This is a genomic window from Vannielia litorea (assembly GCF_019801175.1).
Taxonomy (GTDB): Bacteria; Pseudomonadota; Alphaproteobacteria; order Rhodobacterales; family Rhodobacteraceae; genus Vannielia; species Vannielia litorea_B.
In genome coordinates this window covers 623,706-647,367 of the sequence record NZ_JAHVJR010000001.1, presented here as the reverse complement: position 1 = coordinate 647,367, position 23,662 = coordinate 623,706, and the positions used below count along the sequence as shown (strand labels likewise).

General features: G+C 66.8%; 24 protein-coding genes and 1 riboswitch. Of the genes, 9 read left to right on the top strand and 15 right to left on the bottom strand.

Features of this window, described 5'->3' with window-relative positions; genetic code table 11:
* Positions 1-51 precede the first annotated feature (51 nt).
* Positions 52-1,845 carry a serine protease gene (locus tag KUV38_RS03270; RefSeq protein WP_222468677.1) on the top strand — a complete coding sequence of 598 codons (1,794 nt, stop codon included), beginning with the start codon at positions 52-54 and terminating at the stop codon, positions 1,843-1,845.
* A 106-nt stretch (positions 1,846-1,951) separates the two neighbouring features.
* On the opposite strand, the gene KUV38_RS03265 is transcribed toward KUV38_RS03270, so the two are convergent.
* Positions 1,952-3,400 carry a TrkH family potassium uptake protein gene (locus KUV38_RS03265; RefSeq protein WP_222468676.1) on the bottom strand — a complete coding sequence of 483 codons (1,449 nt, stop codon included), beginning with the start codon at positions 3,398-3,400 and terminating at the stop codon, positions 1,952-1,954.
* Positions 3,401-3,619: 219 nt separating this feature from the next.
* The gene (purU, locus tag KUV38_RS03260) at positions 3,620-4,504 is read right to left on the bottom strand and encodes a formyltetrahydrofolate deformylase (protein ID WP_222468675.1); all 885 of its coding nucleotides are present in this window, start codon (positions 4,502-4,504) and stop codon (positions 3,620-3,622) included.
* 160 nt (positions 4,505-4,664) lie between these two features.
* Between purU and KUV38_RS03255 the strand changes: the two genes are divergently transcribed.
* Together KUV38_RS03255 and KUV38_RS03250 are read left to right on the top strand one after the other, a co-directional pair.
* Positions 4,665-5,573 carry an acyl-CoA desaturase gene (locus KUV38_RS03255; protein WP_222468674.1) on the top strand — a complete coding sequence of 303 codons (909 nt, stop codon included), beginning with the start codon at positions 4,665-4,667 and terminating at the stop codon, positions 5,571-5,573.
* The gene (locus tag KUV38_RS03250) at positions 5,570-6,070 is read left to right on the top strand and encodes a GNAT family N-acetyltransferase (RefSeq protein WP_222468673.1); all 501 of its coding nucleotides are present in this window, start codon (positions 5,570-5,572) and stop codon (positions 6,068-6,070) included. Before KUV38_RS03255 ends, KUV38_RS03250 begins: the two co-directional genes overlap by 4 nt.
* Positions 6,071-6,294: 224 nt before the next feature.
* Here KUV38_RS03250 and folE2 read toward each other — a convergent pair whose 3' ends face one another.
* The gene (gene folE2 / locus KUV38_RS03245; protein ID WP_222468672.1) at positions 6,295-7,392 is read right to left on the bottom strand and encodes a GTP cyclohydrolase FolE2; all 1,098 of its coding nucleotides are present in this window, start codon (positions 7,390-7,392) and stop codon (positions 6,295-6,297) included.
* 181 nt (positions 7,393-7,573) lie between these two features.
* Between folE2 and KUV38_RS03240 the strand changes: the two genes are divergently transcribed.
* Positions 7,574-8,182: a hypothetical protein gene (locus KUV38_RS03240; protein ID WP_222468671.1), complete on the top strand. Its 609-nt coding sequence runs from the start codon at positions 7,574-7,576 to the stop codon at positions 8,180-8,182.
* 148 nt (positions 8,183-8,330) lie between these two features.
* Here the strand turns inward: KUV38_RS03240 and metZ are convergent, their stop codons facing one another.
* The gene (gene metZ, locus KUV38_RS03235; RefSeq protein WP_222468670.1) at positions 8,331-9,509 is read right to left on the bottom strand and encodes an O-succinylhomoserine sulfhydrylase; all 1,179 of its coding nucleotides are present in this window, start codon (positions 9,507-9,509) and stop codon (positions 8,331-8,333) included.
* Between the two features lie 52 nt (positions 9,510-9,561).
* Positions 9,562-9,641, bottom strand: a riboswitch (SAM riboswitch).
* 118 nt (positions 9,642-9,759) lie between these two features.
* Between metZ and KUV38_RS03230 the strand changes: the two genes are divergently transcribed.
* Positions 9,760-10,155 (top strand): hypothetical protein, encoded by a 396-nt coding sequence (locus KUV38_RS03230; protein ID WP_222468669.1) that lies wholly within the window; start codon positions 9,760-9,762, stop codon positions 10,153-10,155.
* 21 nt (positions 10,156-10,176) lie between these two features.
* Here KUV38_RS03230 and KUV38_RS03225 read toward each other — a convergent pair whose 3' ends face one another.
* The gene (locus KUV38_RS03225; protein WP_222468668.1) at positions 10,177-10,920 is read right to left on the bottom strand and encodes a phosphatase PAP2 family protein; all 744 of its coding nucleotides are present in this window, start codon (positions 10,918-10,920) and stop codon (positions 10,177-10,179) included.
* A 142-nt stretch (positions 10,921-11,062) separates the two neighbouring features.
* Here KUV38_RS03225 and KUV38_RS03220 point away from each other — a divergent pair, with 142 nt between their 5' ends.
* On the top strand, positions 11,063-11,959 hold the full coding sequence (locus tag KUV38_RS03220) for an alpha/beta hydrolase (protein ID WP_222468667.1): 897 nt from the start codon (positions 11,063-11,065) through the stop codon (positions 11,957-11,959).
* Between the two features lie 25 nt (positions 11,960-11,984).
* Positions 11,985-12,689: a glutathione S-transferase N-terminal domain-containing protein gene (locus KUV38_RS03215; RefSeq protein ID WP_222468666.1), complete on the top strand. Its 705-nt coding sequence runs from the start codon at positions 11,985-11,987 to the stop codon at positions 12,687-12,689.
* A 49-nt stretch (positions 12,690-12,738) separates the two neighbouring features.
* Here KUV38_RS03215 and KUV38_RS03210 read toward each other — a convergent pair whose 3' ends face one another.
* The 7 genes from KUV38_RS03210 to KUV38_RS03180 form a co-directional block, all read right to left on the bottom strand.
* Entirely contained in the window at positions 12,739-13,164 is a 426-nt protein-coding gene (locus tag KUV38_RS03210; protein WP_222468665.1) for a nuclear transport factor 2 family protein, read from the bottom strand.
* A gap of 132 nt (positions 13,165-13,296) precedes the next feature.
* Positions 13,297-14,037 (bottom strand): sulfite exporter TauE/SafE family protein, encoded by a 741-nt coding sequence (locus KUV38_RS03205; RefSeq protein ID WP_222468664.1) that lies wholly within the window; start codon positions 14,035-14,037, stop codon positions 13,297-13,299.
* Between the two features lie 160 nt (positions 14,038-14,197).
* Positions 14,198-15,127, bottom strand: coding sequence for a delta-class carbonic anhydrase (locus tag KUV38_RS03200; protein ID WP_261385139.1), 930 nt, complete (start codon positions 15,125-15,127; stop codon positions 14,198-14,200).
* A 168-nt stretch (positions 15,128-15,295) separates the two neighbouring features.
* The gene (locus tag KUV38_RS03195) at positions 15,296-15,895 is read right to left on the bottom strand and encodes an inner membrane-spanning protein YciB (RefSeq protein ID WP_222468663.1); all 600 of its coding nucleotides are present in this window, start codon (positions 15,893-15,895) and stop codon (positions 15,296-15,298) included.
* A 14-nt stretch (positions 15,896-15,909) separates the two neighbouring features.
* Positions 15,910-16,815 carry a DMT family transporter gene (locus KUV38_RS03190; RefSeq protein ID WP_222468662.1) on the bottom strand — a complete coding sequence of 302 codons (906 nt, stop codon included), beginning with the start codon at positions 16,813-16,815 and terminating at the stop codon, positions 15,910-15,912.
* A gap of 233 nt (positions 16,816-17,048) precedes the next feature.
* Positions 17,049-17,837 (bottom strand): amino acid ABC transporter permease, encoded by a 789-nt coding sequence (locus KUV38_RS03185; RefSeq protein WP_222468661.1) that lies wholly within the window; start codon positions 17,835-17,837, stop codon positions 17,049-17,051.
* Entirely contained in the window at positions 17,834-18,613 is a 780-nt protein-coding gene (locus KUV38_RS03180; RefSeq protein ID WP_222468660.1) for a transporter substrate-binding domain-containing protein, read from the bottom strand. Before KUV38_RS03180 ends, KUV38_RS03185 begins: the two co-directional genes overlap by 4 nt.
* A 130-nt stretch (positions 18,614-18,743) precedes the next feature.
* On the opposite strand from KUV38_RS03180, the gene KUV38_RS03175 reads away from it, so the two are divergent.
* Positions 18,744-19,226, top strand: a complete 483-nt coding sequence (locus tag KUV38_RS03175; RefSeq protein ID WP_222468659.1) for an MgtC/SapB family protein — start codon at positions 18,744-18,746, stop codon at positions 19,224-19,226.
* A gap of 31 nt (positions 19,227-19,257) precedes the next feature.
* Here KUV38_RS03175 and KUV38_RS03170 read toward each other — a convergent pair whose 3' ends face one another.
* From KUV38_RS03170 to KUV38_RS03160, 3 genes are all read right to left on the bottom strand, one after another.
* Complete coding sequence (locus tag KUV38_RS03170) at positions 19,258-20,217, bottom strand: hypothetical protein (RefSeq protein WP_222468658.1); 960 nt, start codon at positions 20,215-20,217, stop codon at positions 19,258-19,260.
* Positions 20,214-21,566 (bottom strand): signal recognition particle-docking protein FtsY, encoded by a 1,353-nt coding sequence (gene ftsY, locus KUV38_RS03165; RefSeq protein ID WP_222468657.1) that lies wholly within the window; start codon positions 21,564-21,566, stop codon positions 20,214-20,216. Before ftsY ends, KUV38_RS03170 begins: the two co-directional genes overlap by 4 nt.
* An 85-nt stretch (positions 21,567-21,651) precedes the next feature.
* A complete protein-coding gene (locus KUV38_RS03160) occupies positions 21,652-22,239 on the bottom strand; it encodes a putative adhesin (RefSeq protein WP_222468656.1) in 588 nt (195 codons plus the stop codon).
* Between the two features lie 331 nt (positions 22,240-22,570).
* Between KUV38_RS03160 and KUV38_RS03155 the strand changes: the two genes are divergently transcribed.
* A complete protein-coding gene (locus KUV38_RS03155; RefSeq protein WP_222468655.1) occupies positions 22,571-23,653 on the top strand; it encodes an alkane 1-monooxygenase in 1,083 nt (360 codons plus the stop codon).
* Positions 23,654-23,662 lie beyond the last annotated feature (9 nt).

The window sequence follows — 23,662 nt, the reverse complement described above, 5'->3', positions numbered from 1 at the left end:
CAAGCAGGGCGGCCTTTGAGAGCCCAGCCAGGAACGGGATATGGGACAGGCATGACGATTGTGACGAAGCGTATTTTTGCGGCGATCCTGATGGTATTTTCGCTGGTGGTGGCCGGGGGTGGCACGGCGCAGGCCCAAGGCACCGTCTGGGTGCAGATCGAGGCCCAGCCCACGCTGGCCGAGGCCGAGGCCCGCGCCCGCGCTTATGCCGCCGCCTTCCCCAACACCGCAGGCTTCCGCATGCGCTCCGGCTGGTACGCCATCGCCCTCGGCCCCTACACCCCCGATGACGCCGACCGCGAGCTTGCCGCGCTGCGCCGCGAGCGCCTGATCCCGGCCGACAGCTTCATCGCCTTCCCCCAGCAGTTCCGCCAGCAGTTCTGGCCCGTGGGCGCCGACACGCTGAATGCCCCCGCCGTGGAGCCCTCCGCCGCACCCTCCACCGGCGCCGAGGCCGCGCCCGAGGCCGGCACGCAGCCCGAAGCGGTCGTCGAGGCCACGCCCGAGCCCGCCCTTCCTGACGAGACCCCGGCCCAGGCCCGCCGATCCGAGGCCCAGCTCAGCCGCGAAGAGCGCGCCGAGCTGCAAGAGGCGCTGAAGTGGGAAGGCTTCTACCAAGGCGCCATCGATGCCTCATTCGGCCGTGGCACCCGGGGCTCGATGGCCGACTATCAAGCCTCCCGCGGCTATGAACCGACCGGCATCCTGACCACCGCACAGCGCCGCGAGCTGGTGGAGGGCTACCGCGCTCAATTCGCCGCCCTCGGCCTCGCCCAGTTGACCGACAGCCGCGCCGGCATCGATGTGATCGCCCCGCTCGGCCTCGTCGAGTTCGACCACGTCGAGCCGCCCTTCATCCACTACACGCCCAGCAATGAGCGCGGCGTGCGGCTGCTGCTGATCTCGCAATCCGGCGACCAGCGCACGCTCTACGGCCTCTACGACATCCTGCAAACGCTCACGATTGTCCCCGAGGAGGGCGAGCGCAGCCGCTCCGAGCGCAGCTTCACCCTCACCGGGCAAAACGCCGAGCTGCACAGCTACACCTACGCCCGCCTCGATGGCGGCGCGGTGAAGGGCTTCACCCTCGTCTGGAAGCCCGAGGACGCCAAGATCATGAACGCCGTGGTCACCCAGATGCGCGAGAGCTTCACCCCCACCGCCGCGATCCTGCCCGATACCGCCGGATCCGCGAGCGAGGAGCAGCGGGTCGATCTGCTGGCGGGCCTCGAGATCCGCACCCCCGAGGTCTCCCGCTCCGGCTTCTACATCGACGCCAGCGGCGCCGTGCTCACCACGACCGAGGTGCTGGGCCAGTGCGGCCGGGTCACGATCGATGAAACCTACGAGGCAGAAATCGCCGCCCGTAACGACACGCTGGGCCTTGCCCTGCTGAAGCCGCGCGAACCGCTGGCTCCGCTTGGCCACGCCCGCTTCGCCGCCGCCACGCCCCGGCTCCAGTCCGAGGTCGCCGTGGCCGGTTACAGCTACGAAGACACGCTGAGCCTGCCCACCGTCACCTTCGGCACTCTGGCCGACCTGCGCGGGCTGAACGGCGAGAACGGGATGCAACGGCTCGAGGTCTCCGCCCTGCCCGGCGATGCCGGCGGCCCGGTGATCGACCAGTCCGGCGCCGTGCTCGGTATGCTGCTGTCGCGCGCCGAAGACGGTGGCCGCCAACTGCCGGAGAACGTGCAATTCGCCGCCTCCGTGCCCACCATCGCCGAGTTCCTCTCTGCCGCCGGTCTCGCCCCCGCCGCCTCCGAAAGCGCCACTGCGCTGGCGCCGGAAGACATCACCACGCTGGCCGAGGGCATGACCGTTCTGGTGAGCTGCTGGGAGTAAGCGAAGGCGGGCATATAGCCCCGTCCGAAAGACCGTAGGGTGGGCAATCTGCCCACCTATCTCCTCTACGCCGACCCGCTCCGAGGGGCAGGCTACCTGCCCCCCGCTACGACCGCCAGAAGTTCACCGTGAACAGCGCATAAACCGCCAGCACCTCCAGCCGCCCCACCAGCATCCCGGCGGCCAGCAGCCACTTGGCCGTATCATTCAAAGTGCTGAAGTTCCCCGCCGGCCCGATGATATCGCCCAGCCCCGGCCCGATGTTGGCAATCGCCGTCGCCGCGCCGGAGATCGAGGTCACAAAATCCAACCCGGTGAAGCTCAGCAGCACCGCCAGCCCGCCCATCGACACGGTGAAGAGCACGAAGAAGCTCATCACCGACGAGAGCACATCCTGCCCGATCGGCCGCCCCTCATAGCGAGGTGTGAACACGCCCGAGGGCGAGTGGATCGTGCGGATTTGGCTCCGGATCGACGCAAAGAGCAGCTGGTAACGGAAGATCTTCACCGAGCAGGCCGTCGATCCAGCGCACCCCCCGATCAGCCCGATGAAGAAGAACATGATCACGAGGAACCCGCCCCACTGCATGTAATCCACCGAGGCATAGCCGGTGCCGGTCATGATCGAGGTGATGTTGAACAGCCCCTCCCGCATCGCCTGTTCCCAATGGTGCGGAAAGATCGAGGTCAGGATCAGCGTGGTGATCACCACCAGCAGCGCGATGATCGCCAGAAACACCCGCACCTGGCTGTCGCGCCACAGCGGCGTGACATGGCCGTTCACCATCTGCACGTAACGCACGAAGGGCAGCGCCGCGAGCACCATGAAGACCGAGGCGGCATATTCCGGCGCGCCCTGAAAGGTACCAAAGCTGGCATCGTAATTCGAAAAGCCCCCGGTGCTGACCGTGGTGAGCGCATGCACCAGCGCATCAAAGCCGTTCAGCCCCAGAAAGAGATAGGTCAGCAGGCAGGCCAGCGTGATCCCGATGTAGATCACCGATATCTGCGCCGCGATCTGCGTTGCCCGCGGCAGGATCTTGCCCATGGTTTCAAAGGCTTCCGAACGGAAAATCTGCATCCCCCCGACCTTCAGCTCAGGCAGGAACACCATCGCCACAACGATGATCCCGATCCCCCCCAGCCATTGCAGGATCCCGCGCCAGAGCAAAATCCCCTTCGGCAGGTTGTCGAGCCCGGTGAACACCGTGGAGCCCGTGGTCGTCAGCCCCGACATCGCCTCGAAGAAGGCATCCACCACCCGCGCCTCGGTGGCCCCGAGGATGAAGGGGATCGCCCCGAAAAGCGGCAGCGCCACCCAGACCAGCACGGTCAGCAGGAAGGTCTGGCGCAGGGTCAGCCCTTCGGTCACGCCATTCGCGCAGGCCAGCGCAATCAGCCCGCCCGTCAGCACGGTGATGATCGCGCTCTCTAGGAACACCGGCCACTGGCTATTGCCGAAATAGAGATCGGCCGCCATGGGCAGCAGCATCATGACCCCGAGAATGGCAGTGAGAAGGCCGATAACGTAACCGACCGGGCGAACGTCCAACATGGGGGGAACGGTTGGCGTGAGGGCCCGAGACTGTCAAGCACCCCGCCGCCGCCCGTTCACCCCAAATCAAGGTTAACGCGCCGCCCCGCCCCATTTTTTTGCTTCAAATATCTCCGGGGGTGTGGGGGCTGGCCCCCACTCCGACCTCAGCCATTGCACTCAGGCACCAAGGCACCAGCGCCCCGCCAAGCCGTCTTGAGTACGGACAGGCCCCGCGCCTTACCCCATCCGCTCCGAGCGATACCCCCCGGGCGAGGCCGGGAACACTACCGTCTTCGTCCCGTTCATCAGCACCCGGTGGTGAATGAACGCATGGATCGCCCGGGCAAACACCTGCGCCTCCACATCGCGGCCAAGGCTCACATAGTCCTCCCCGCTCTGCGCGTGGGTCACCCGCACCGTGTCCTGCTCGATGATCGGCCCCTCATCCAGATCGGCGGTCACAAAATGCGCCGTCGCGCCAATCAGCTTCACCCCGCGCTCGAAGGCCTGCTTGTAGGGGTTCGCCCCTTTGAAGCTCGGCAGGAACGAGTGGTGGATGTTGATGATCCGCCCCGCCATCTTGGTGCACATCGCATCGCTCAGCACCTGCATGTAGCGCGCCAGCACGATCAGCTCCGCCCCGGTCTCCTCCACCACATCCATGATCCGCTGCTCGGCCTGCGGCTTGTTCTCCTTCGTCACCTTGATGTGGTGGAACGGGATATCATGGTTCACCACCACCTTCTGGTAATCGAGGTGGTTGGATATCACCGCCACGATCTCCACTGGCAACGCGCCGATCCGCCAGCGGTAGAGCAGGTCGTTCAGGCAGTGCCCGAAACGGCTAACCATGATGATCACCTTCATCTTCTGCGCATCGTCATGGATCGCCCACTCCATGCTGAAGGGCTCCGCCACCGCGCCGAAAGCCTCGCGCAGCGCCTCCAGCGGCACACCTTCCTCCGAGTTGAAGCTCGTCCGCATGAAGAAGTTGCCGGTCCCCGGATCGTCGAACTGGGCGGAGTCGGTGATGTTGCAGCCTTTCTCGGCCAGAAAACCCGAGATCGCCGCCACGATTCCACGGGTCGAGGGGCAGGTCACGGTCAGGGTATAGGTGCTCATGTGGCGTCCTTGCGGGGGTCAATGTCTGAGGCCCCGGAGTAACCGCGCGCGCAAGCGCGTCAATCCGGGTTGAGGCCGACGTTATGGCTTCCGGCACAATCCGATTGCTCCAATACGACGCTTTATGTTCCGATAGGTCACAGCGGGTGCGGAGAGTGGGTTGAAACTGGTCGATACAGAGCGGGTGAAGGCCGGGCCGAGCTGCGATGGCATGGCGGGCCGCGTGGTGTTCGAGCCGCTCCGGGCGCTCTGGTGGGCCGGGCACGGTCTGGGCGGTCTCGCCGCGCTCATCCTCTTCCCCTCATGGGGTGGCCTCATCGCCTTTCTCTTCCTCACCGCCGTCACCATCTGCGCCGGGCATTCCGTGGGCATGCACCGCCTGCTGATCCACCGCAGCTTCACCACGCCGCTCTGGCTGGAGCGGCTCCTGGTCTGGCTCGGCACCCTCGTCGGCATGGCCGGGCCGATGGGCATGATCCGCGCCCATGACATGCGCGATTGGCACCAGCGGCAAGACCGCTGCCCGCCCCACCCCTCGCACGGCGCAGGCTTCTTCCGCGACGCGTATTGGCATCTCATGTGCCGCTACCAGCTCGCCCACCCGCCCCGCCTCGTGATCGAACCGCAAGTCGCCCGCGACCCGTTCTATCGCTTCACCGAACGAACATGGATGGCCCAGCAACTCCCGCTTGCCCTTGCCCTCTGGCTCCTCGGCGGCTGGGAATGGGTGCTCTGGGGCATCTGCCTGCGCGTCTGGGTCTCGCTCACCATGCACTGGATGGTCGGCCACTTCTGTCACAGCTCCGGCCATCAAGGCTGGCACATCGCGGGCCTGCCGGTGCAGGGCTACAACCTCCCCGGCTGGTCGCTCGTCACCTTCGGCGAAAACTGGCACGGCAACCACCACGCCTTCCCCCATTCCGCCCGCCTCGGCGTCGAGCGCGGCCAGCTCGACCCCGGCTTCTGGTTCATCCGCACACTCGAAATCCTCGGCCTCGCCACTGAGGTGAAACTCCCCGACAGCGAAGCCCCGCGCGACGGCCTCACCCGCCTCGCTCCCGCCGAATGACCGCCCGGACCATCCGCCCGCTCACCCCCGAGCGCGACCTCGCCGCCATCACCGCCTTCTATGCGGAGGCCCCCGATTACTTCCTGATGGCCGACGGCGAGGCTCCCGGCCCCGCTAAGGCCCGCGCCTTCTTCACCGACGGCCCGCCCGGCTGCGACCCGGCGGACGCCCAGCACCTCGGTCTCTTTCTCGGCCCCCGCCTCTCCGGCCTCGCCGAACTCTCCTTCGGCTTCCCAGAGCCGGGCGACGCCTACCTCGGCCTCATGCTGCTCGGCCCCTGGGCCCGCTCGGCAGGCCACGGCCGCGCCTTCCTCGCCGAGGTCGAAGCCCGCGCCCGCGCCGCCCGCAGCCCCGCCCTCACCCTCGCGGTGCTTAAGGCCAACCCACGCGGCCGCGCCTTCTGGGAGCGTGAGGGCTTCACCGCAACAGGCCACACCGGCAGCTACACGGTGGGCGAGGTAACCCACCATCTCGCCCGGATGTCGAAGCGACTGTAAGCCGGGGCTTGCCCCGAATCTCCTCTCGTAGAGCACACGCAAGCCGTGCAGCGCTGACCCGCGGGGTGGCGCTCGCAACGGCTGTGCATAGCACTTTATCGTGCCGTGGTAATTCAACCTCTGAGGTCAGTCCTAACTTCGCAAAAGCGCCGCCCCGGGGGGCGGGTCGGCGCTGCACGGCGCCTTCGGCTTGACTCCGTGCAGGGCGCGCAACCCAAACCGCACTACCCGCCGTGCACCAATGTCGTGAACAACTTCGGATCAAGGCTCTGCGCCGCGAAGGTCTCGCCTTCCGTCAGCACCGCCACCGCATCGTGGGAATGCAGGCTCTCCTGATGGCTCGCCACCACCCGGAAATCCCCCACTCGAGGCTCCGCCTGCAACGCCTCGCAAAACGACCGCGCCGCATCCTCCACGAAAATCGGATTGGCCGCGTTCAACTCCGCAAAGGCCTGCTCGTCTTCGCGCTTCACCATCACCTGCGTCTCCGTGGGCACCGCCTTGCGGCACAGCTCCACCAAGTCCTCAAACCACAGCCGCGCGCCCGGCAGGCACTCCACGCTGACCCGCGCCACCGAGCGCTGCGAATGCGGCGTCGCCAGCTGCCCCCGCGCCCGCCGTGCGTGTTCCGATAGCTCCAGCGAGCACGGGCAGGTGCTCGAATAGACATAATCCAGATGCATCAGCTTCTTGCGCCGCCCGCCCGCGTCGACCACCTCCATCGCGATGTCGTAATACTGGTAGCCCTCCAGCCCGCTCCGCAGGCTGCCCACCTTCATCGGAAACGAAAACCGCATCTGGATCCGCGCATCAAAGCTCTCCAGATCGCCCTTGTAGGCCTCCAGCGTCTCCGAGATCACATCGAGCGAGAACTCCTTCTCCGCCTGCGCATAGAAGGTCCGCATGATGCGGGACATGTTGATGCCCTTCTTCTCCGCCTCAAGGCTCACCGTGCCGGTGACCGAAGTCTCAAGCGTGATCCCCCCGCCATCGCGGGTATGAAAGCGGATCGGCAGGCGGAAATTGCTGATGCCCACATGCTCGATATGCTGCCGCGCCCCGCGAATGAGCGAGGACGGCCCGTTCTGCAAATCCGGCAACCCGGCCTTGTAGGCCTCGTCCACCGTGAACTCTTCGGGATAGGCCCGCGCCAGCGCGGGGTAATTCGGCAAGGGTGCGTCGGGCAAAAGCCGCGAGATCGCCGGATCGAGCGCCGCAACCTCCTCCGGCGTGGCCTTCTCGGCCCAGCGCCGCAGCTTCTCCAGCGCAGCGCGCGCCTCTTCCTCGGTGGTCTCGTCCAGCGTGGCAGCATGGATATTCATGGCAATTTCCCCCTTTCAACCGGGTGCGGGCCATGGCCTGCATATGGGGCAAATACCCCGCCTTGCAAGTTATCCTTGTGTCTGCGGCGACGCTTGAGGGCAATCTGCGGCCAGTTTCGGCCCATGAAAGGCCGCGACCTTGCGCCTTGCTCGATAAGTTCCTCAGAGTAAGCTGCCCGGCATGGGCACATTCCATAACGATATCGACCGCCTCGAACGTGAGACCAACGCCCTGACGCAGGCGATAAACGACAGCATGGAAGCGCGCGATACCTCTCCCGAGGGATACGCGGCATGGAACGAGGCCGTGGACCGCTGGAATAACCACAACTCTCCGATCGACGACCTGATCGACCGATGCCATATCCCCTCAAGCACTGCGCCGGATCCCGAGTTGCGCGCCTTTATGCTCGATTATATCGAGACCGATCCCTACTTCTTCCGCTCTGGCTACCACCTGGAACGCATTCTTCGGCGGCTGAAGCGCGCCGAGCTGAGTGCAGCAGAAGAAAGCGCACTGAGAGCACTGCTTCTCAAACGCATCCGCACCCGGGGGCTTCGCAACTTCCGCGACATCTGCCGCATGATTCCCCGAATTGAGGACGGGTCGCTCTACGCCGAGGTTGCAGAACTTGCTCAATCACATGCCTCACCGATCAAGGCGAGGGCGCGGCTCGCGTTGAGCTATTTCACGCCCTGTGTCGGTGCGCCCCGTTCGCCCGGTCCGCTTCCGCGCGATGAATATCGGGCGTTTCGGCGTGCAAAGAACCAGCGGGGAGCTCGTCCTTGACGCGTCGCGCGGGGCTACTGAACGACAACTCGCCATACCGCGCTCCAGTCGCGGGCCAGAGAGACAGGTGGCGGAAATCGGGGGCGGGAATACGGGCGGTCATCGGCCCTCTCCTCTGATGCAGTGAAAACGCGTGTCGACAGGCCTGTCAGGCCATCTCCAGCGCCTGCATCACATCCGCCACCAGATCGTCACCATCCTCGATGCCAAGGCTCAGCCGCACCAGCCCGGGGCTGATCCCCAGCGCCACCTTCTTCTCGTCCGAGAGCCGCTGGTGGGTGGTGGTCGCCGGATGGGTGATGATGCTCTTCGCATCCCCCAGATTGTTGGAGATCACCGCGATCTCCAGCGCATCCAGAAAGCGGAAGGCCGCCTCCTTGCCGCCCTTGATCTCGAAGCTCACCACAGTGCCCGGCTTCTCCATCTGCGCCAGCGCGATGTTGTGCTGCGGGTGGTCCGGCAGGCCGGGGTAGAGCACCGCCTGCACCTTCTCGTGGCCAACCAGCGCCTTGGCGACCTTCTCGGCATTCTCCGCCTGCGCCCGGCACCGCAGATCGAGCGTTTCCAGCCCCTTCAGCAGCACCCATGCGTTGAACGGGCTCATCGCCCCGCCGGTGTGCTTGAGGTAGGGCTCCAGCGTCTTGCGGATGAACTCCTGCGTGCCCAGCACCACGCCGCCCAGCACCCGGCCCTGCCCGTCGATATGCTTGGTGGCCGAGTAGACGATCACATCCGCCCCCAGCTCCAGCGACCGCTGGAAGACCGGCGTGGCAAAGACATTGTCCACCACCACCAGCGCGCCCACCGCATGGGCCAACTCGGAGACACCTTTGATATCAATCACTTCCAGCGTCGGGTTCGAGAGCGCCTCGAAAAACACCAGCTTGGTATCGGGCCGGATCGCCGCCTTCCACGCGCTGAGGTCGGTGCCGTCAACGAACTCGACCTCCACACCAAAGCGGGCCAGCACCTCGCTGAGGATGTATTCGCAGGAGCCAAAGAGCGCGCGGGAGCTCACCACATGGTCCCCGGCCTTCAGCGGCGCGACCAGCGCGGCATTCACCGCCGCCATGCCGGAGGCCGTGGCAAAGGCATCCTCCGCGCCTTCCAGCAGCGCGATCCGCTCCTCGAACATCCGCACCGTCGGGTTGCCGTAGCGGGCGTAGATGAACTCATCTTCGCCCAGCGCCTCGAACCGCCCCTCGGCCTGCGCCGCGCTTTCGTAAACAAACCCTTGGGTCAGAAAAATCGCCTCGCTGACCTCGCCATACTGCGAGCGCCGCGTGCCACCATGAACCAGCTTGGTGCGTGTCTTCCGTTCAGACATGGTTGGCCTCCTTCGCCAAACAAAAAGCCCTCACCGCTGCCAAGCCGTGAGGACTCTCCCCTGCCTGACCTCTTTAGCGGAAGTGTTTAGAGTGGCCCGCAATCCGGTGAACAAATCGCCACTTGTGAGGGTGGATTACGCCTGCGCAGGCGCCCGGTCAATCCCCTTTGCGGCAAACTCCCGCCACCCCGCCGACGGATCGCGCGGCCTGCCTCGTGTCATGCTGGCAACCAACATGGGAGAGACCCAGATGAATCGAGCACTCGCCACTGTCCTGATCGTCGTCACCACGATCGCCACCGCCCCCGCCGCCTTTGCAGCGCCCGAGGCCCGGCCCTGCGCCGAGGGCCAGCGCGGCGCCTGCAGCCAGCCCCAGCGCGGCGAGGCGCGGCAGGATGCACGGCAGGACACCCGCCAGAACAGCCAAAAGGCCAATCCCCGCGCCGACAAAAAGGACGACCGCCACGCCGCCAAACGCCACACTGCAAAACGCGGCCACGCCCCCACTGCAGCCCAGCTCAAACGCCTGCCAAAGCCGCCCCTCGGGCAGGAATACCGGGTAATCGACAACCGCGTGGTTCGGGTCGACAGCGACACGCTCCAAACCGTCGCCGTTCTCGGCCTGCTCAGCGCGCTGCTGAACTGACCATTGAACTGACCGCGCCGCTCACCCTTCCGGCGGCCCCGCATGTGCAGGCGGGGCCTCCGGCTCCACCGCCCCCCGCCGCGAGAGCCACCGCGCACCAAGGAAGCACGCCATCGCCCAGGCCGCGCCCGCGAGCCATCCGGCCAGAACATCTGTCGGCCAGTGAACGCCAAGGTACACCCGGCTCACCCCCACCAGCACCGTCATCAGCACCGCCAGCGCAAGAATGTAAACCTTCAGCGCCCGCCCCAGCATCACCCGCGCCACCAGCACGCCCAGCGTCAGGTAAGTCACGGCGGCCATCATCGAATGGCCCGAGGGGAAGGATGAGGTGATCACCTCCACCCCATGCGGCACGAGGTCGGGGCGTGGTCGGTCGAACAGCAGCTTGGCGCTGTGCGAAATCGCGATGCCCCCGCCCACCGAGGCCAGCAGATACACCACCGTGCCCCAGCTCCGGCGAATGGCGAAAAACCCGGCAACCGCGAAGGTGAAGATACTCAGCACCAGCGCCCCGCCCAGCGCCGTCAGGTCGCGGCCCATGACCTCCACCCAGCCCGGCCCGATCGGGTCGGTCAAATCGCCCGGCGTGCGGAACATCAGCAGGAGCGCCTCGTCGAGGCTCCGGGTCTCGCCCTCGATCACCTCGTCGGCCAACTCGCCAAAGGCCCAGACCCCGCCCACCACGACGGCGAGCACCAGCAGCGTGCGCAGCTCCACGTTTTGCCTGATCCAGTGCAGAGCGCGGCGGCGGGTCGTCGTCATGTCATAAGCCATAAATCTCCAACGCATCCCGCCCCCGCCGCGTTCCCGGCTTACCCGAGTGTCACACCGCTGTAACCGGCGCTTAATGCCAGCGTTGTAAACATCGGGCATCCAACCCCCCGATATTGTGGGGAGATCCCCGATGCCCCTGACCCATGCCAATGCCGAAGGCCCCCGGCTGGAGGATCCCGCCGGCACCGTCGCCCGCCTGCGCTCCGCGCTTGCCGAGGCCGCGCCCGATGCGCCCATCGCGATCATGGTCCACGGGCTCACCTACTCGCCCCGCACCCCCGCCCGCTGCCCGCACCGCAAGCTCTACGGCCCGACCTGCCCCGAGGCCTGGGGGCGGCGGCTGGGCCAGCACGACGCCGATGCGCCGCTCGCCCTCGGCTTCGGCTGGGAGAGCCGCGGCTCGATCTGGCGCGCCTATGCCCGCGCCCCCGAGGCGGGCCGCGCCCTCGCCGAACTCACAGAGATCACCGCCGCCCTCGCCCCCCAGCGCCGCATCACCCTCATCGCCCATTCGCTCGGCGCCCGCGTCGCCCTGCAGGCGTTGCGCCACATGGCCCCCGGCACCGCCCGCCGCGCCATCCTTCTCGCCGCCTGCGAGTTTCGCCCCGCCGCCGCCCGCGCGCTCGACTGCGCCGCCGGTGCAGCGCTCGACGTGCTCAACGTCACCGCCCGCCAGAACCGCCTTTACGACATGGCGATGGAATACGGCTTCGCGCCCGGCCGCCGTGGCCACGCCACCCTGTCGCGCGGCATGGCAGGCCGCCCCGGCTGGCACGATCTCGACCTCTCCTGCGCCACCACCCGCGCCACGCTCGGCCGCATCGGCCACCCGGTCGCCGCGCCGCAAACATGGGTCTGCCACGGCGCCACCTATCTCACCCCCGGCCTCTTCGACCTCTACCGCTCGGCCCTCTCCGACGCCTCCCTGCTGCCCCGCCTCTCCGCCGCCCTCGCCGCCGACGCCCCGCCCCAGCGCCCCGCGCCCCGCACGCGGCTCTTGCCTTTCGGGCAGCGCAGCCCATCCTGACCACTGACATTTTCTGGAGGACAGCATGGCACCCATCGATCTCTACTACTGGCCCACACCCAACGGCTGGAAGGTCTCCATCGCGCTGGAGGAGATGGGCCTGCCCTACGAGACCCACCTCGTGAACATCGGCGCGGGCGACCAGTTCAAACCCGATTTCCTCAAGATCGCCCCCAACAACCGCATGCCCGCCATCGTCGACCCCGAGGGGCCGGGCGGCGAACCCGTCTCGATCTTCGAGAGCGCCGCGATCCTCATGTATCTGGCCCGCAAGACGGGGCGCTTCTACGGCGAGAGCGAACGCGAGCGCATCGCGGTCGAAGAATGGCTGATGTGGCAAATGGGCGGCCTCGGCCCGATGGCCGGCCAGGCCCACCACTTCCTCAAATACGCCCCCTCGATGGACCCGCCCAACGACCTGCCCTACGCCAAGGACCGCTACCGAAACGAAGTGGACCGCCTCCATGGCGTCCTCGACCGCCGCTTGGCTGAAAACGAATACGTCGCCGGCCCGAACTACTCCATCGCCGACATGGCCATCTGGCCCTGGGCCATCCTCTGGGAAGGCCAGCAGCAAGACATCTCAGGCAAACCCCACTTCTCCCGCTGGCTCGACCAGGTCGGGGCGCGTGAAGCGGTGGTGAAAGGCAAGGCGCTTGCGGCGGAGAAGCGGGCGAATTTGCAGGACAACAAGGACGCCCAGAAGGTGCTGTTTGGGAAGAGGGACTAGCAAAATCGCGCTCTCCGCCAACGCGAACTGCCGCCCAGGCAAACCCTGACTAGATCGCGAGGTTCGCCAGCGGCGCGTGAATCAGGTCTTCCTCCAGAGCCACCTGCGAATGCTCGGTCAGCTCCACCTTCAGGCAGCCGTCCTCCTCTCGCAGAAAGTACTTGGTCCGCGACAACACAACCGCCGTGCCCTCCGCGTCCGCCATCCGGGCGGTGGCAACCGCGGTAATCTTGCCGCCCTCCGAAACCGTCAACTCCCGCAGGCTCAGCGGCCCCTTCGTCATACCGTTCGCTTCCAGCTCGCCCATGTAAGCTGCCGTCAGTTGCGCCACCTCCTCGCGGGTCGACAGCATGATCATGTCCGCCCCGAAGTAGACCGCCGTTGGCATCGCCAGACAATCCATGATCCCGTCCACATCGCCTTCGGTGAACCTTTCCGACAGCCTCACCAAAAACTCTTCCACCCGATCGCGCATCACACACCTGCCTCCCGAAACCAGTTAACCATAACGATTTCGCGCAAATGGCGACGAAAGTGATTCCATGCAAGAGCCCTGATCGGCCCGCGCATCAAATTTTCAGTTGAAACAGGCCCGCGCAGACGCCCCTCACCCCACCAAAACCTCCCAAACCAGCTTCCCAGACACCACCGCCAGCGCCACCTCCACCAGCAGGTAAAACACCTTCTCCGGCAGCCAGCGCGCCACCCGTGAGCCACTCCATGCCCCCGCCAGGGCGAAGGGCGCCAGCCAGACGGCCTCGCCAAGGCTCGCCCCGGTGATCTGCCCGGCCATCACATAGGGCGGCACCTTCAGCAGGTTGACCACCGAGAAGAAGATCGTGACCGTCCCCAGATAGACCATCTTGTCCAGCTTCTGCGGCAGCACATAGGCCTGAAACGGCGGCCCCCCGGCGTGGCTGATGTAACTGGTGAACCCCGCCAGCGTGCCCCAGAACACGCCCCGCGGCACATCCGCCTCACGCGGCGCGGGCGCTTTCTTCGCAAACCGGCCCTTCACCGAGCCGACGAGGTAGTAAATCCCGATCCCCGCCACCAGCATCTTGATCGCGTCGCCCGGCACCACCGACACGGCAAAGAAGGCCGCCACGATTCCCGCCACTGCACCCGGCAGCATGATCTTCAAGAGCCGCACCGAAAATGCCCGGCGGAAGAGGTAAACCGCATACCAGTCGGCCACGATATAGAGCGGCAGCAGCAGCCCCGCCGCCAGCGCCGGGTCCATGAAGAGCGACATCAGCGGCACCGAGAGCATCGCCAGCATCGGCACCCCGCCCTTCGACAGCCCCATCATGAAGGCCGCCAGCGCGGCCACGATCCAGAACTCCATGCCCCTTCCCCGATCCAGAGGCAGCCCCGGGCAGCCCAGAAACCAGACCAGACCACTCCGGACAATTTAAGTCAAATTGCCCATTTTCTTGCTCCAAATATCTCCCGCCGGAGGCCCTGATCTCTTCAGGCACCCCCTGCGGGTCGAAGCCGCAGCCGGTCTACTCCCCGATGGTCGAAAGAAGCTCGGGCTGCACCACAAGGTTGCGCACCCCGTGGGCGTGGTCCTCGTCAAAGGGGTTGCCCTTCAGCCATTCCGCGACCGAGGTGATATCGAGCTTCGCCACCTTCGGGCGCACGCTCCAGCTCACCTGAAAGGGCGAGCCCGCCTCGTTGTAGCCCGGCCCCGTGGTCGAGCCGGCATAGGCCACAGGCGTGCCGGTGTCCGAGGGTATGGCCAGCGCCTGATGCAGCCCGCCCCGCGTGCTCACCGCCGCCAGCGCGGTGAAATCGAGCGCGGCGGGGTCGTTGACCAGCACGAAGACCTGCGCCTCGACCCGAAGTCGGGGAGTCGCGGCGCCCTCCTTCAGGCAGGCGCCCAGCGTCGGGCCCGGCGCAACCTCGGCGGTCGAAAACACCCAATGCACCTCGATCGTGTCGCCCGGCTCCAGCCCGCCATGGCCCTTGTCGGCAATCGGGGACGGGAGCGGCTTGAGCTCTGCGGCACTCAGCGCGCCGTCATAGACGAAGCCGGTGTCATACCCCTTGCCGTTGCCATTGCCCCGGTAGGTGCGAAAGTCTCCGCCCCGGTGCTCGGCACTCTCGTGAAAGTGGATGTTGCACAGGTTCATCTCGCTGGCGTCCGGGGCGGCGGCAAAATGCACCGGGTTGGTGCCCGCAACCGCATCGATGTCGCGCGGCGACTGCGGGCCGAAGCCGGTCCGCTCGAAGTTCACCTTCAGCATCCGTCGCTGCCGGTCGACATAGCGGTCGGCCACCTTCAGCTCGGGCCGCATCGGCGCGCCCTGCGCGGCCAGCCCGCCGGTGCGGGTCGGCGGAACGATGGTGTTGGCCCCCGCCACAAAGGCGACGAGGCAGGCCGCGGCGGTCCCGGCGGCGATGAGCTTGACGGTCTTGGCACCCTTTGCCATCTGGCGATCTTTCCCTCTCCGCCCGGGCCGGGCGGGTCAGGCGACGGCGGCGGGCACTAAAATGTGCCGCCGACGCTTCCGGGGCAAGCCGCGCTTTCTCATGTCCAAACCGTGTCAAATCTGTGCTTTGCGCATATTCATGCGCCGAGCCAGCATTTCGGGCGTCGATTACTCGCTTTTTTCCGTCCCGTATTTCTCGATCAGCGGGTATTGCGCCATCATGAAAACAAAGAGCGCCGCCGGCAGACCGAAGGTCTTGACCGTCACCCAGACCCCGCTCGAGAGCGAAAAGGCGATCACCGCATTCGCCACCGCCAGCACCGCAAAGAAGATCGCAAAGCGCTTGGTCAAAATCATCCAGCCCTCATGGCTCATCGGCAGCAGCCCCTCCATGAGACGCGCAAGGTAGCTCTGCCCACGCGCCAGCCCGATCGCCAGAATGCCCGCAAAGAGCGCATACAGGATCGTCGGTTTCAGCTTCAAAAACAGGTCGTTGTCCAGCACCACCGTCAGCCCGCCCATGAAGACCACCAGCACCAGCGTCATCACCTGCATCCGGCTCAACGCGCCTGTCAGCGCCCAGAGCGCCCCCATGCAGATCACCATGGCGAGGACGAACCAGAAGGTGATGTAGGTGAAGGTCTTCACCTCATGGCCGAAGAGCATGTAGCTCTCGCCCTTCAGCAGGAAGAAGGCCACGAAGAAGCCCAGCACCGGGCCGAACTCCAGCGCCGTCTTCACCCATCCGGGCACCTGTTTCTCGGCCATGCTCTCTCTCCGCGTTAACCCGCCATCTCAACTATCACCGCTCCGGCGGCGATCAACCCCATGAGGGCCAAACGTCGCGGCCCGACCCGCTCTCCAAGAAGCAGCCACCCAATCAGTGCGGCAAAGACAGTGGAGGTCTCCCGCAGCACCGCCGCCTCTCCTACCTTGTCGAGCCGCGTGGCCAGCATCACCGCCCCGAAGGAGAAGAAGGCCACCACGCCCCCGATCATCCCCCGCGCCATCAGCGGACCCAGCGTGGGCGGGTCGTCCATCCGCCGGTAGCGGGCCAGCGCCACCCAAGGCGCAAAGCCCAGCCCGTCGATCATGAAGAACCACGCCAGAAAGGTGAACGGATCCGCCGTCGCCCGGATGCCATAGGCGTCATAGGTGGTGTAGAGCGCCACGAATAGGCCGGTCACCACCGCAAGGCCCAGCGCGGCCACCATGGTCTCCCGTTGCAGCGTGATGGTCCGCAGGTTGTAGGCCGCCAACCCATAGATCCCTGCCAGCAACACCGCCACGCCAAACCATTGGCCTGCCGTAAAATGCTCGCCAAAGATCACCCCGGCCCCGATCACCGTGAACAGCGGCCCGGTGCCCCTCACCACCGGATAAACCACCGTATAGGCCCCCCGCGTGTAGGTCATCGCCTGCGTCACCTTGTAGGCCACGTGGATCGCCCAGGCCCCGGCAAAGATCACCCACATATGCGGCTCGGGCCAGGGCACCACGAACAGCGCGAAGGGCGCGGCCATGACGCCGTAACAAAAGTCGATCGCCCCCCGGCTCATCCACGGGTCATGCCGCCCCTTTTGCAGCGCCCCGAAAACCGCGTGCAGAAAGGCCGCCATCAGCGCCAGCCCCAATGCCGCCACATGCCCCGCCTCGGTGCCTTCCAGAGAGGTGATCCAAGAACTCATGCTGACGGCATATATTTGCAGGCCGGGATGGTCCAGAGCCCGCCGCCAGCGCCACGCGAGCCGTGCAGCGCCGACACGCGGGGTGGCGCCCCCAACGGCCCTGCATGGCACTTTATGGTGAAGCGTTAGTCGTCACTCACAGGTAGGTGCTGACCTCACTGAAGCGCCGCCCCGGGGGGCGGGTCGGCGCTGCACGGCGGCCTGCGGCCTTGATTCCGTGCAGGTGCAAAACTCTACCGCCCCGCCCCCAGCCGCTTCTCCAGCCGCCTCAGCGCCAGCGAAAGCGTCACCGTCATCACCAGATACAACAGCGCCACCACGTTATAGGTCTCGAAATACCGAAAATTCCCTGCCGAGGTCACCTTCCCCAGCTGGGTGATATCCGTCACCCCGAGCACCGAGACCAGGCTCGAATCCTTGATCATCGCGATGAAGTCATTGCCCAAGGGGGGCAGGATCACCCGCAGCGCCTGCGGCAGCCGCACCAGCCGAAACCGCTGCCACGGCGATAGCCCCAGCGCCTCTGCCGCCTCGATCTGCCCCTCCGGCACCGAGAGCAGCCCGGCCCGGAACACCTCGGCGATGAAGGCCGAGTAGCCGATGGTCAGGGCAATGATCGCCCGCCACAGCAGCGAGAAATCCCGCGTCCTGATCCCCTCGCCGCCCAGCGAGGTCAGCACCCAGTTCACCGCCACCACCAGCGCCGGGGCCACCACGAAGGCCACGTAGAGCAGCAGCACCAATATCGGCACGCCGCGCACGATCTCCACGTAGAGCCGTGCCACCTGACGGGCGACGATCCAGCGTGACATCGAGGCCATCGCAAGTAGCAGCCCGAGCAGGCACGCCAGCGAAAACGCCACCAGCGTCACGAACACCGTGATGCCGACGCCCTTCATCAGCGTCTCCAGCACGTCCGAATAGAGCTCGTCCGCGATGACCTGCGCAAACAGCACCGCTCCCGTGGCAGCCAGGATCACCAGCCACCACGGAAAGTCCTTTTCGCCCGGGCGTTCCCTCACTCGCCGAGCTTGGTGTCGAGAAACCACTTCTTGTTCAGCGCATCGAGCGTGCCGTCAGCCTTCATCGAGGCGATGGCGGCATTGATCGGTGCAACCAGATCGGAGCCTTTGGGGAAGATGAAGCCAAAGTCCTCGGTGCCCAGCTTCTCGCCCACCACCTTCAGCGCCCCGTCCGAGGCCGCCACATAGCCCTCTGCGGCCACGCCGTCGGTTAGCACAAGGTCCACATCCCCGGCCCGCAGCGCCTGCACGCCCGCCCCGAAGGTCTCGAAGAGCTTCACCCGCGGGTTGGCCTCATCGCCATCCAGCACGTCATATACCGCCACGTAAAACGGCGTCGTGCCCGGCTGCGCGGCCACCAGCAGGTCGTCATCCGCCGCAAAGCTCGCCGCATCGGTGAACCGCTCCTCATCGCCCCGCACCAGCATCGACATCTCGCTGCGCATGTAGGCATCGGAGAAATCCACCATCTCCTTGCGGTCGTCCCGAATGGTGATGCCGGTCATGCCAAGGTCATACTGCCCCTCGGAGACGGCCGGGATCATCGCATCCCAGCTGATGTTCTCGTAGGCAACGGTCATGTTGATCCGGCTGGCGATCTCGGCCATCGCGTCATACTCCCAGCCCACGGCCTCGCCATCGGCCATGTATTGCAGCGGCGGATAGGCGTTTTCGGTCACGACCGTGATCTCTCGCCCCTGAAGATCAGGCAGATCCTGCGCGATCACCGGGGTGACGAAGAGCGAGGCAAAGACGGCGGCGGCGGCGTATTTCATTGGAGCGACTCCCTGAGGTTTTGCCTCACAGTAGCCCAAGCCCCGGCGTTGGCAATTGCCCCGCCCACCGCCACGCCCGTCGGAACCGCCCGCCCCCGCCCGGTGTTGAGAGCGCAAACAAGGGGCCCGCATGGACCAGATCGTCACCGAACTCAAAGGCACCTTCGCCGCCGTGCCGCCGCTCACCGCCTTCATCCGCCTGCTCGCGGCGGCGGTGCTGGGCGGGCTGATCGGGCTGGAGCGCGAATGGCGCTCCAAGCCCGCCGGTCTGCGCACCCATATCCTCGTCGCCCTCGCCGCCTGCCTCTTCATCGTCGTGAGCCAGCAACTCTCGCAACTCTCCTTCGGCCCGAAAGACAGCATGAAGGTCGATCCCCTGCGGCTGGTCGAGGCGGTCACCGCCGGCGTCGCCTTTCTGGCGGCCGGGATCATCTTCACCAAGGGCGACACGGTGAAGAACACCACCACCGGCGCCTCCATGTGGCTCGCAGGCGGCATCGGGCTGGCCTGCGGCGCCGGTCAAATGCCCCTCGCCGCCATGGCCACCGCCCTCACCGTGGCCGTGCTGTGGATCTTGAAGCGGGTGGTGCAGACCAGCGAAGAGAGTTCCTGAGCGGCGGGCTGCGCGACGTCAGGGTTCCCGCCTATTCGCGCGCGTAGCTGGCCCCGATGGTCACACCCTCCAGCACCGCCGCTAGTGCCTCCGGCGTCACCGGCGCGCCCAGCGCCAGCGGCCCGAGCTGCGCCATGCCCAGCCCCTCCGGTGCATCGAGCCGCAGCACCATGCGCCCCTCAGGGTGGGGCAGCTCCGCGATGAAGGTCTCCACCGCATCCCGCGCGCCCGGCTCGAAGCGCGCCTCCGGCAATCCGTGCAACGCCGCGACCGCCGCCTTCTTCAGCGCCACCACCTGTTCCTGCGGCTGCGGCACCTCCTGCTCGCCGTCCTCAACCGTCTCCGGTACCGGCTCCAGCAGCAACTGCCCAAGCGGCACCAGAAACAGATGTTCGAAAATCCCGTTGCTCTCCATCTCGAGCTCCAGCGCGGTGAGCCGGGTGGTCAGCGCCGATTGCTGCATCGCAACCGCATCGGTCAGGTCCACCCCCTCGATCAGCCCCGTCATCCGCAGCCCGTTCTCGCCCGGAAAGTCCCAGCGCGCCTCCTCGATCACAACCCGGCGGCTCTCCCGGTCCCACCAGAGCTGCGCCGAAAGATCCATGCCATCGCCCACCTTCACCTGCTCGGTCAGCAGCCAGCTCGTCAGGATGTCTCCCGGCACGGTGAACACCGGATGCGCGCCCCGCACCTCCAGCTTCACCGCCAGCGGCGGCAGCCCGTGGTCGAGCCGCTCCAGCCCGCCGATGTGCAGCTCCGCCCGCGGCACGCGGTAGCCCAGCGCACCGACCCCAGTCGAGATCCGCAGGTCGGTGTAGGCGCAGCCGTTCTGATACGGGCGCACGCCGCCCACCTCCACGACCCCGCCCATGCCCAGCACATCCACCCGCTGAAGCAGCCCTTCGCAGGCGTCCGCGTTCAAGATGTCATAGGTCTGCGCCCCTGCCGGGGCACCCATCAGCGCCAGTGCAACCGCCAACGCCCGGATCACGCGCCCGCGCCCGTCAGCGCCTCTGCAAACTCGCGCGGGTCGAAGGCATCGAGATCGTCGATCTGCTCGCCCACGCCAATCGCATGAATCGGCAGGCCGAACTTGTCGGCCAGCGCCACCAGCACCCCGCCCTTGGCGGTGCCGTCCAGCTTGGTCATCACCAGCCCGCTCACATCGGCCATCTTCTGGAAGGTATCCACCTGGCTCAGCGCGTTCTGACCCGTGGTCGCATCCAGCACCAGCAGCGTGTTGTGCGGCGCATCCGGGTCCTTCTTCTTGATGACGCGCACGATTTTCGAGAGCTCTTCCATAAGATCAGCCCGGTTCTGGAGCCGCCCTGCGGTGTCGATCATCAGCAAGTCCGCCCCATCCGCCTGCGCCTTGGTCATCGCATCAAAGGCAAGGCTCGCCGGGTCGCTGCCCTCGGGCGCGGTCATCACCGGCACGCCCGCGCGCTGCCCCCAGACCTGCAACTGCTCCACCGCCGCCGCGCGGAACGTATCGCCAGCCGCGATCACCACGCTCTTGCCCGCCGCCTTGAACTGGCTCGCCAGCTTGCCGATGGTCGTCGTCTTGCCCGAGCCGTTCACGCCGACGACGAGCACCACCTGCGGGCGGGTCGGATAAAGCGGCATCGGCCGCGCCACCGGCTCCATGATCCGGGCGATCTCATCTGCGAGGAACTGCTTGATCTCGGCGGTCGAGACCTTCCGTCCATAGCGCCCCTCGGCCATGTTCGCGGTCACCCGCAGGGCGGTATCCACCCCCATGTCGGCAGCAATCAGCAGCTCCTCGAGGCTCTCCAGCATGTCATCGTCGAGCACCCGCCGCATGACAGGGCCCTCGCCCCGCCCCAGCATCCGCCCGATGAACCCCGGCCGCTTGGCCGCGGCCTCTTCCGCCCGCGGCGCAGGCGGCACCGGGATCGGCGGCAGATCGGGCTCCGGCACTGGCGCAGGTGGCACATCCGGCTCGGGTTCAGGCACCGGCGCAGGCGGCACATCCGGTTCAGGTTCAGGCACCGGCGCAGGCGGCACATCCGGCTCTGGCTCGGGTTCCGGCGCAGGCGGCACATCAGGCTCCGGCTCCGGCATCGGTGCAGGCGGCAGGTCCGGTGCGGCCACGGGCGCAGCCGGCACATCCACCACGCCCTCACCCACTGGCGCGGGCTCAGAGGACGATCCCTCCGCAGGCCCCGCCTCTTCCACAACCAGTTCCCCGGCCTCCACGGCCTCGACCGCTTCCACCGCCTCTTCCTCGCCGCCATCGGCGACAATCGCCTCAAGCCCCTCATCCAGCTTTGAACTGGATTTGAAGAGCTTGTCCTTGAGCTTCTTGAAAAACGCCATCCGCGCCCCGCTGTTCAACTGCCCTCTGACCTAATCGCTCACCGCCCAACATGGAAGGCCCGGCATCCGGCTGGCGCGCGCCACCTCAGCCGTTCAGCGGGCTCTGGTTGAACCCCCGGCCACTCAGCTGGGCGTCATCCCAGAACGTGCCACGGCAGAAGCAGCACCGCACCTCGCCGTAGTGGTGCCCCGCCTGCCCCAGCTTGCGGATCACCTCGCTCAGCCGCTTCGGCGCGGTCCCGGCCTTGAAGATGCTCCGGTTGCGCAGAGTAACGATATCGCAAAACGCGTTCTCCAGCGGCCCGCTCAGCAGGTAGTCGATATCCTCCGCCCCGTGCATCTGGTCATCCTTGGTCAGCTCGTAGTCCGGGCAAGGCTGCCCGCCGCCGAAACTCTCGCGCACGATACCGCCCCCGCCGACGATACCGGCCAGCCCGTCCGAATAGATCACCGGGCTGCCATCGCCCCGCCGCCCCCGGTTGCTGGTCTGCTCGTCGATGGTCAGCCAGGCATGGCGGTCGACATAGAAGTTCACCACCATCCCGGGCGGCACGGTGAAGTTCTCGCCCCAGAACTGCCGCCGCCCATGCCCGTCGATCGCCACCGCCGTCGCCGGAAGCCCCTCGGTCTTGTGCAGATAGATACTGTGCCCGATTGCCGTAATCGTGGTCATCGCCGTCGCCTTCCCTAGAGTAAACGCCGCAACTCTCACCACAGCCCCGCCGAGGTGCAACCCCGAAACCCCTAGCCTCGCACAAACACAAAGCCTCCCCTACCAAACTGCCCGACCCTCCTGCATTTTCTTGCTCCAAATATCCATTCCCGCCCTCTCCCCCGGCGCCTCCGGCCAAGACGGCACGCAGCAGCGAGACCCGCCGCGGGGCGAGGGCGCGGGGTGGGCGGGTGGGCGCGCCCTGCACCCGCGGCGCGCCCTGCCCGCGCCACATCGCCCCCTTCCTTCCGCCCCACGCCCCCCCTATTCTCCGCCCGAACCGGAGACCACGATGCCCCCCGCCGCCCTCTTCGCCGCCGCCACCCTCACCCCTGCCCTGCTGCTCGCGGCAGGCGGCACGCTGGGCGGCGCGTGGCTCATCACAGCGGCGCTGACCCTCACGCTCTTCTCCGCACTGATCGACCAGGCCCTGCGCCGCCTCGGCGCGCGGCCCACCCCAACCGCCGCTCCGGGCCGATGGGCCGATGCCCTCTCCGCCACCCTCGCGCTGTCCCATTTTGCCCTGCTCGCCCTCGGCATCGCCGCCGTCACCGGCGCGACCGGTCTCGCCCCGTGGGAGCGGGTGCTCGCCTTCTTCGCCTTCGGCCTCTTCATGGGCCAGGTCTCCAACTCCAACGCCCATGAGCTGATCCACCGCTCCGCCCGCCCGCTCCGGGCTCTGGGGCGTTGGGTCTATATCTCGCTGCTCTTCGGCCACCACGCCTCGGCCCACCCCAAGGTCCACCATCGCTTCGTCGCCACGCCCGACGATCCCAACTCCGCCCGGCTGAACGAAAGCTACTACCGCTTCGCCGTCCGCGCCTGGCTCGGCAGCTTCCGCGCCGGCCTCGCCGCCGAACGTGAGATGCTCGCCCGTGGCAGCAAGCCCCGCTGGCAGAACCCCTATATCGAATACATCGCCGGCGCCGCCGCCCTGCTCGCCGCATCCACCCTAGCCTTCGGCCCCGCAGGCCTCGCCGCGCACATCGGCCTCGCCGCCTACGCCACCGCGCAGCTGCTGATGTCGGACTACGTCCAGCACTACGGCCTCAGCCGCGCCCGTCTGCCGAACGGCAAATACGAGCCAGTGTCAGAAGCCCATAGCTGGAACGCCCCGCACGTCTTCTCCTCGCTGATGATGCTCCACGCCCCGCGCCACTCCGATCATCACGCGCACCCCTCCACGCCCTACCCGGCCCTCACCCTGCCGCCGCCCGCGCCCATGCTGCCCGGCCCGCTGCCCTCGATGGCCACGCTGGCGCTGATGCCCCAGCTCTGGAAACGGGTGATGAACCCGCGCGTCGCCCGCCTCCACGCCAGCGCGCCCAATCCTTCGGCAGCCGCCGCCCCGTCCGGGCAGATCGCGCGGGCGTGACCCGCCGAT

Bases quoted from the DNA above. Each gene is read 5' to 3' on its own strand.
- KUV38_RS03270 (WP_222468677.1), top strand. From the start codon at position 52: ATGACGATTGTGACGAAGCGTATTTTTGCGGCGATCCTGATGGTATTT.
- KUV38_RS03265 (WP_222468676.1), bottom strand. From the start codon at position 3,400: ATGTTGGACGTTCGCCCGGTCGGTTACGTTATCGGCCTTCTCACTGCC.
- purU (WP_222468675.1), bottom strand. From the start codon at position 4,504: ATGAGCACCTATACCCTGACCGTGACCTGCCCCTCGACCCGTGGAATC.
- KUV38_RS03250 (WP_222468673.1), top strand. From the start codon at position 5,570: ATGACCGCCCGGACCATCCGCCCGCTCACCCCCGAGCGCGACCTCGCC.
- folE2 (WP_222468672.1), bottom strand. From the start codon at position 7,392: ATGAATATCCATGCTGCCACGCTGGACGAGACCACCGAGGAAGAGGCG.
- KUV38_RS03240 (WP_222468671.1), top strand. From the start codon at position 7,574: ATGGGCACATTCCATAACGATATCGACCGCCTCGAACGTGAGACCAAC.
- metZ (WP_222468670.1), bottom strand. From the start codon at position 9,509: ATGTCTGAACGGAAGACACGCACCAAGCTGGTTCATGGTGGCACGCGG.
- KUV38_RS03230 (WP_222468669.1), top strand. From the start codon at position 9,760: ATGAATCGAGCACTCGCCACTGTCCTGATCGTCGTCACCACGATCGCC.
- KUV38_RS03225 (WP_222468668.1), bottom strand. From the start codon at position 10,920: ATGACGACGACCCGCCGCCGCGCTCTGCACTGGATCAGGCAAAACGTG.
- KUV38_RS03220 (WP_222468667.1), top strand. From the start codon at position 11,063: ATGCCCCTGACCCATGCCAATGCCGAAGGCCCCCGGCTGGAGGATCCC.
- KUV38_RS03215 (WP_222468666.1), top strand. From the start codon at position 11,985: ATGGCACCCATCGATCTCTACTACTGGCCCACACCCAACGGCTGGAAG.
- KUV38_RS03210 (WP_222468665.1), bottom strand. From the start codon at position 13,164: ATGCGCGATCGGGTGGAAGAGTTTTTGGTGAGGCTGTCGGAAAGGTTC.
- KUV38_RS03205 (WP_222468664.1), bottom strand. From the start codon at position 14,037: ATGGAGTTCTGGATCGTGGCCGCGCTGGCGGCCTTCATGATGGGGCTG.
- KUV38_RS03200 (WP_261385139.1), bottom strand. From the start codon at position 15,127: ATGGCAAAGGGTGCCAAGACCGTCAAGCTCATCGCCGCCGGGACCGCC.
- KUV38_RS03195 (WP_222468663.1), bottom strand. From the start codon at position 15,895: ATGGCCGAGAAACAGGTGCCCGGATGGGTGAAGACGGCGCTGGAGTTC.
- KUV38_RS03190 (WP_222468662.1), bottom strand. From the start codon at position 16,815: ATGAGTTCTTGGATCACCTCTCTGGAAGGCACCGAGGCGGGGCATGTG.
- KUV38_RS03180 (WP_222468660.1), bottom strand. From the start codon at position 18,613: ATGAAATACGCCGCCGCCGCCGTCTTTGCCTCGCTCTTCGTCACCCCG.
- KUV38_RS03175 (WP_222468659.1), top strand. From the start codon at position 18,744: ATGGACCAGATCGTCACCGAACTCAAAGGCACCTTCGCCGCCGTGCCG.
- ftsY (WP_222468657.1), bottom strand. From the start codon at position 21,566: ATGGCGTTTTTCAAGAAGCTCAAGGACAAGCTCTTCAAATCCAGTTCA.
- KUV38_RS03160 (WP_222468656.1), bottom strand. From the start codon at position 22,239: ATGACCACGATTACGGCAATCGGGCACAGTATCTATCTGCACAAGACC.
- KUV38_RS03155 (WP_222468655.1), top strand. From the start codon at position 22,571: ATGCCCCCCGCCGCCCTCTTCGCCGCCGCCACCCTCACCCCTGCCCTG.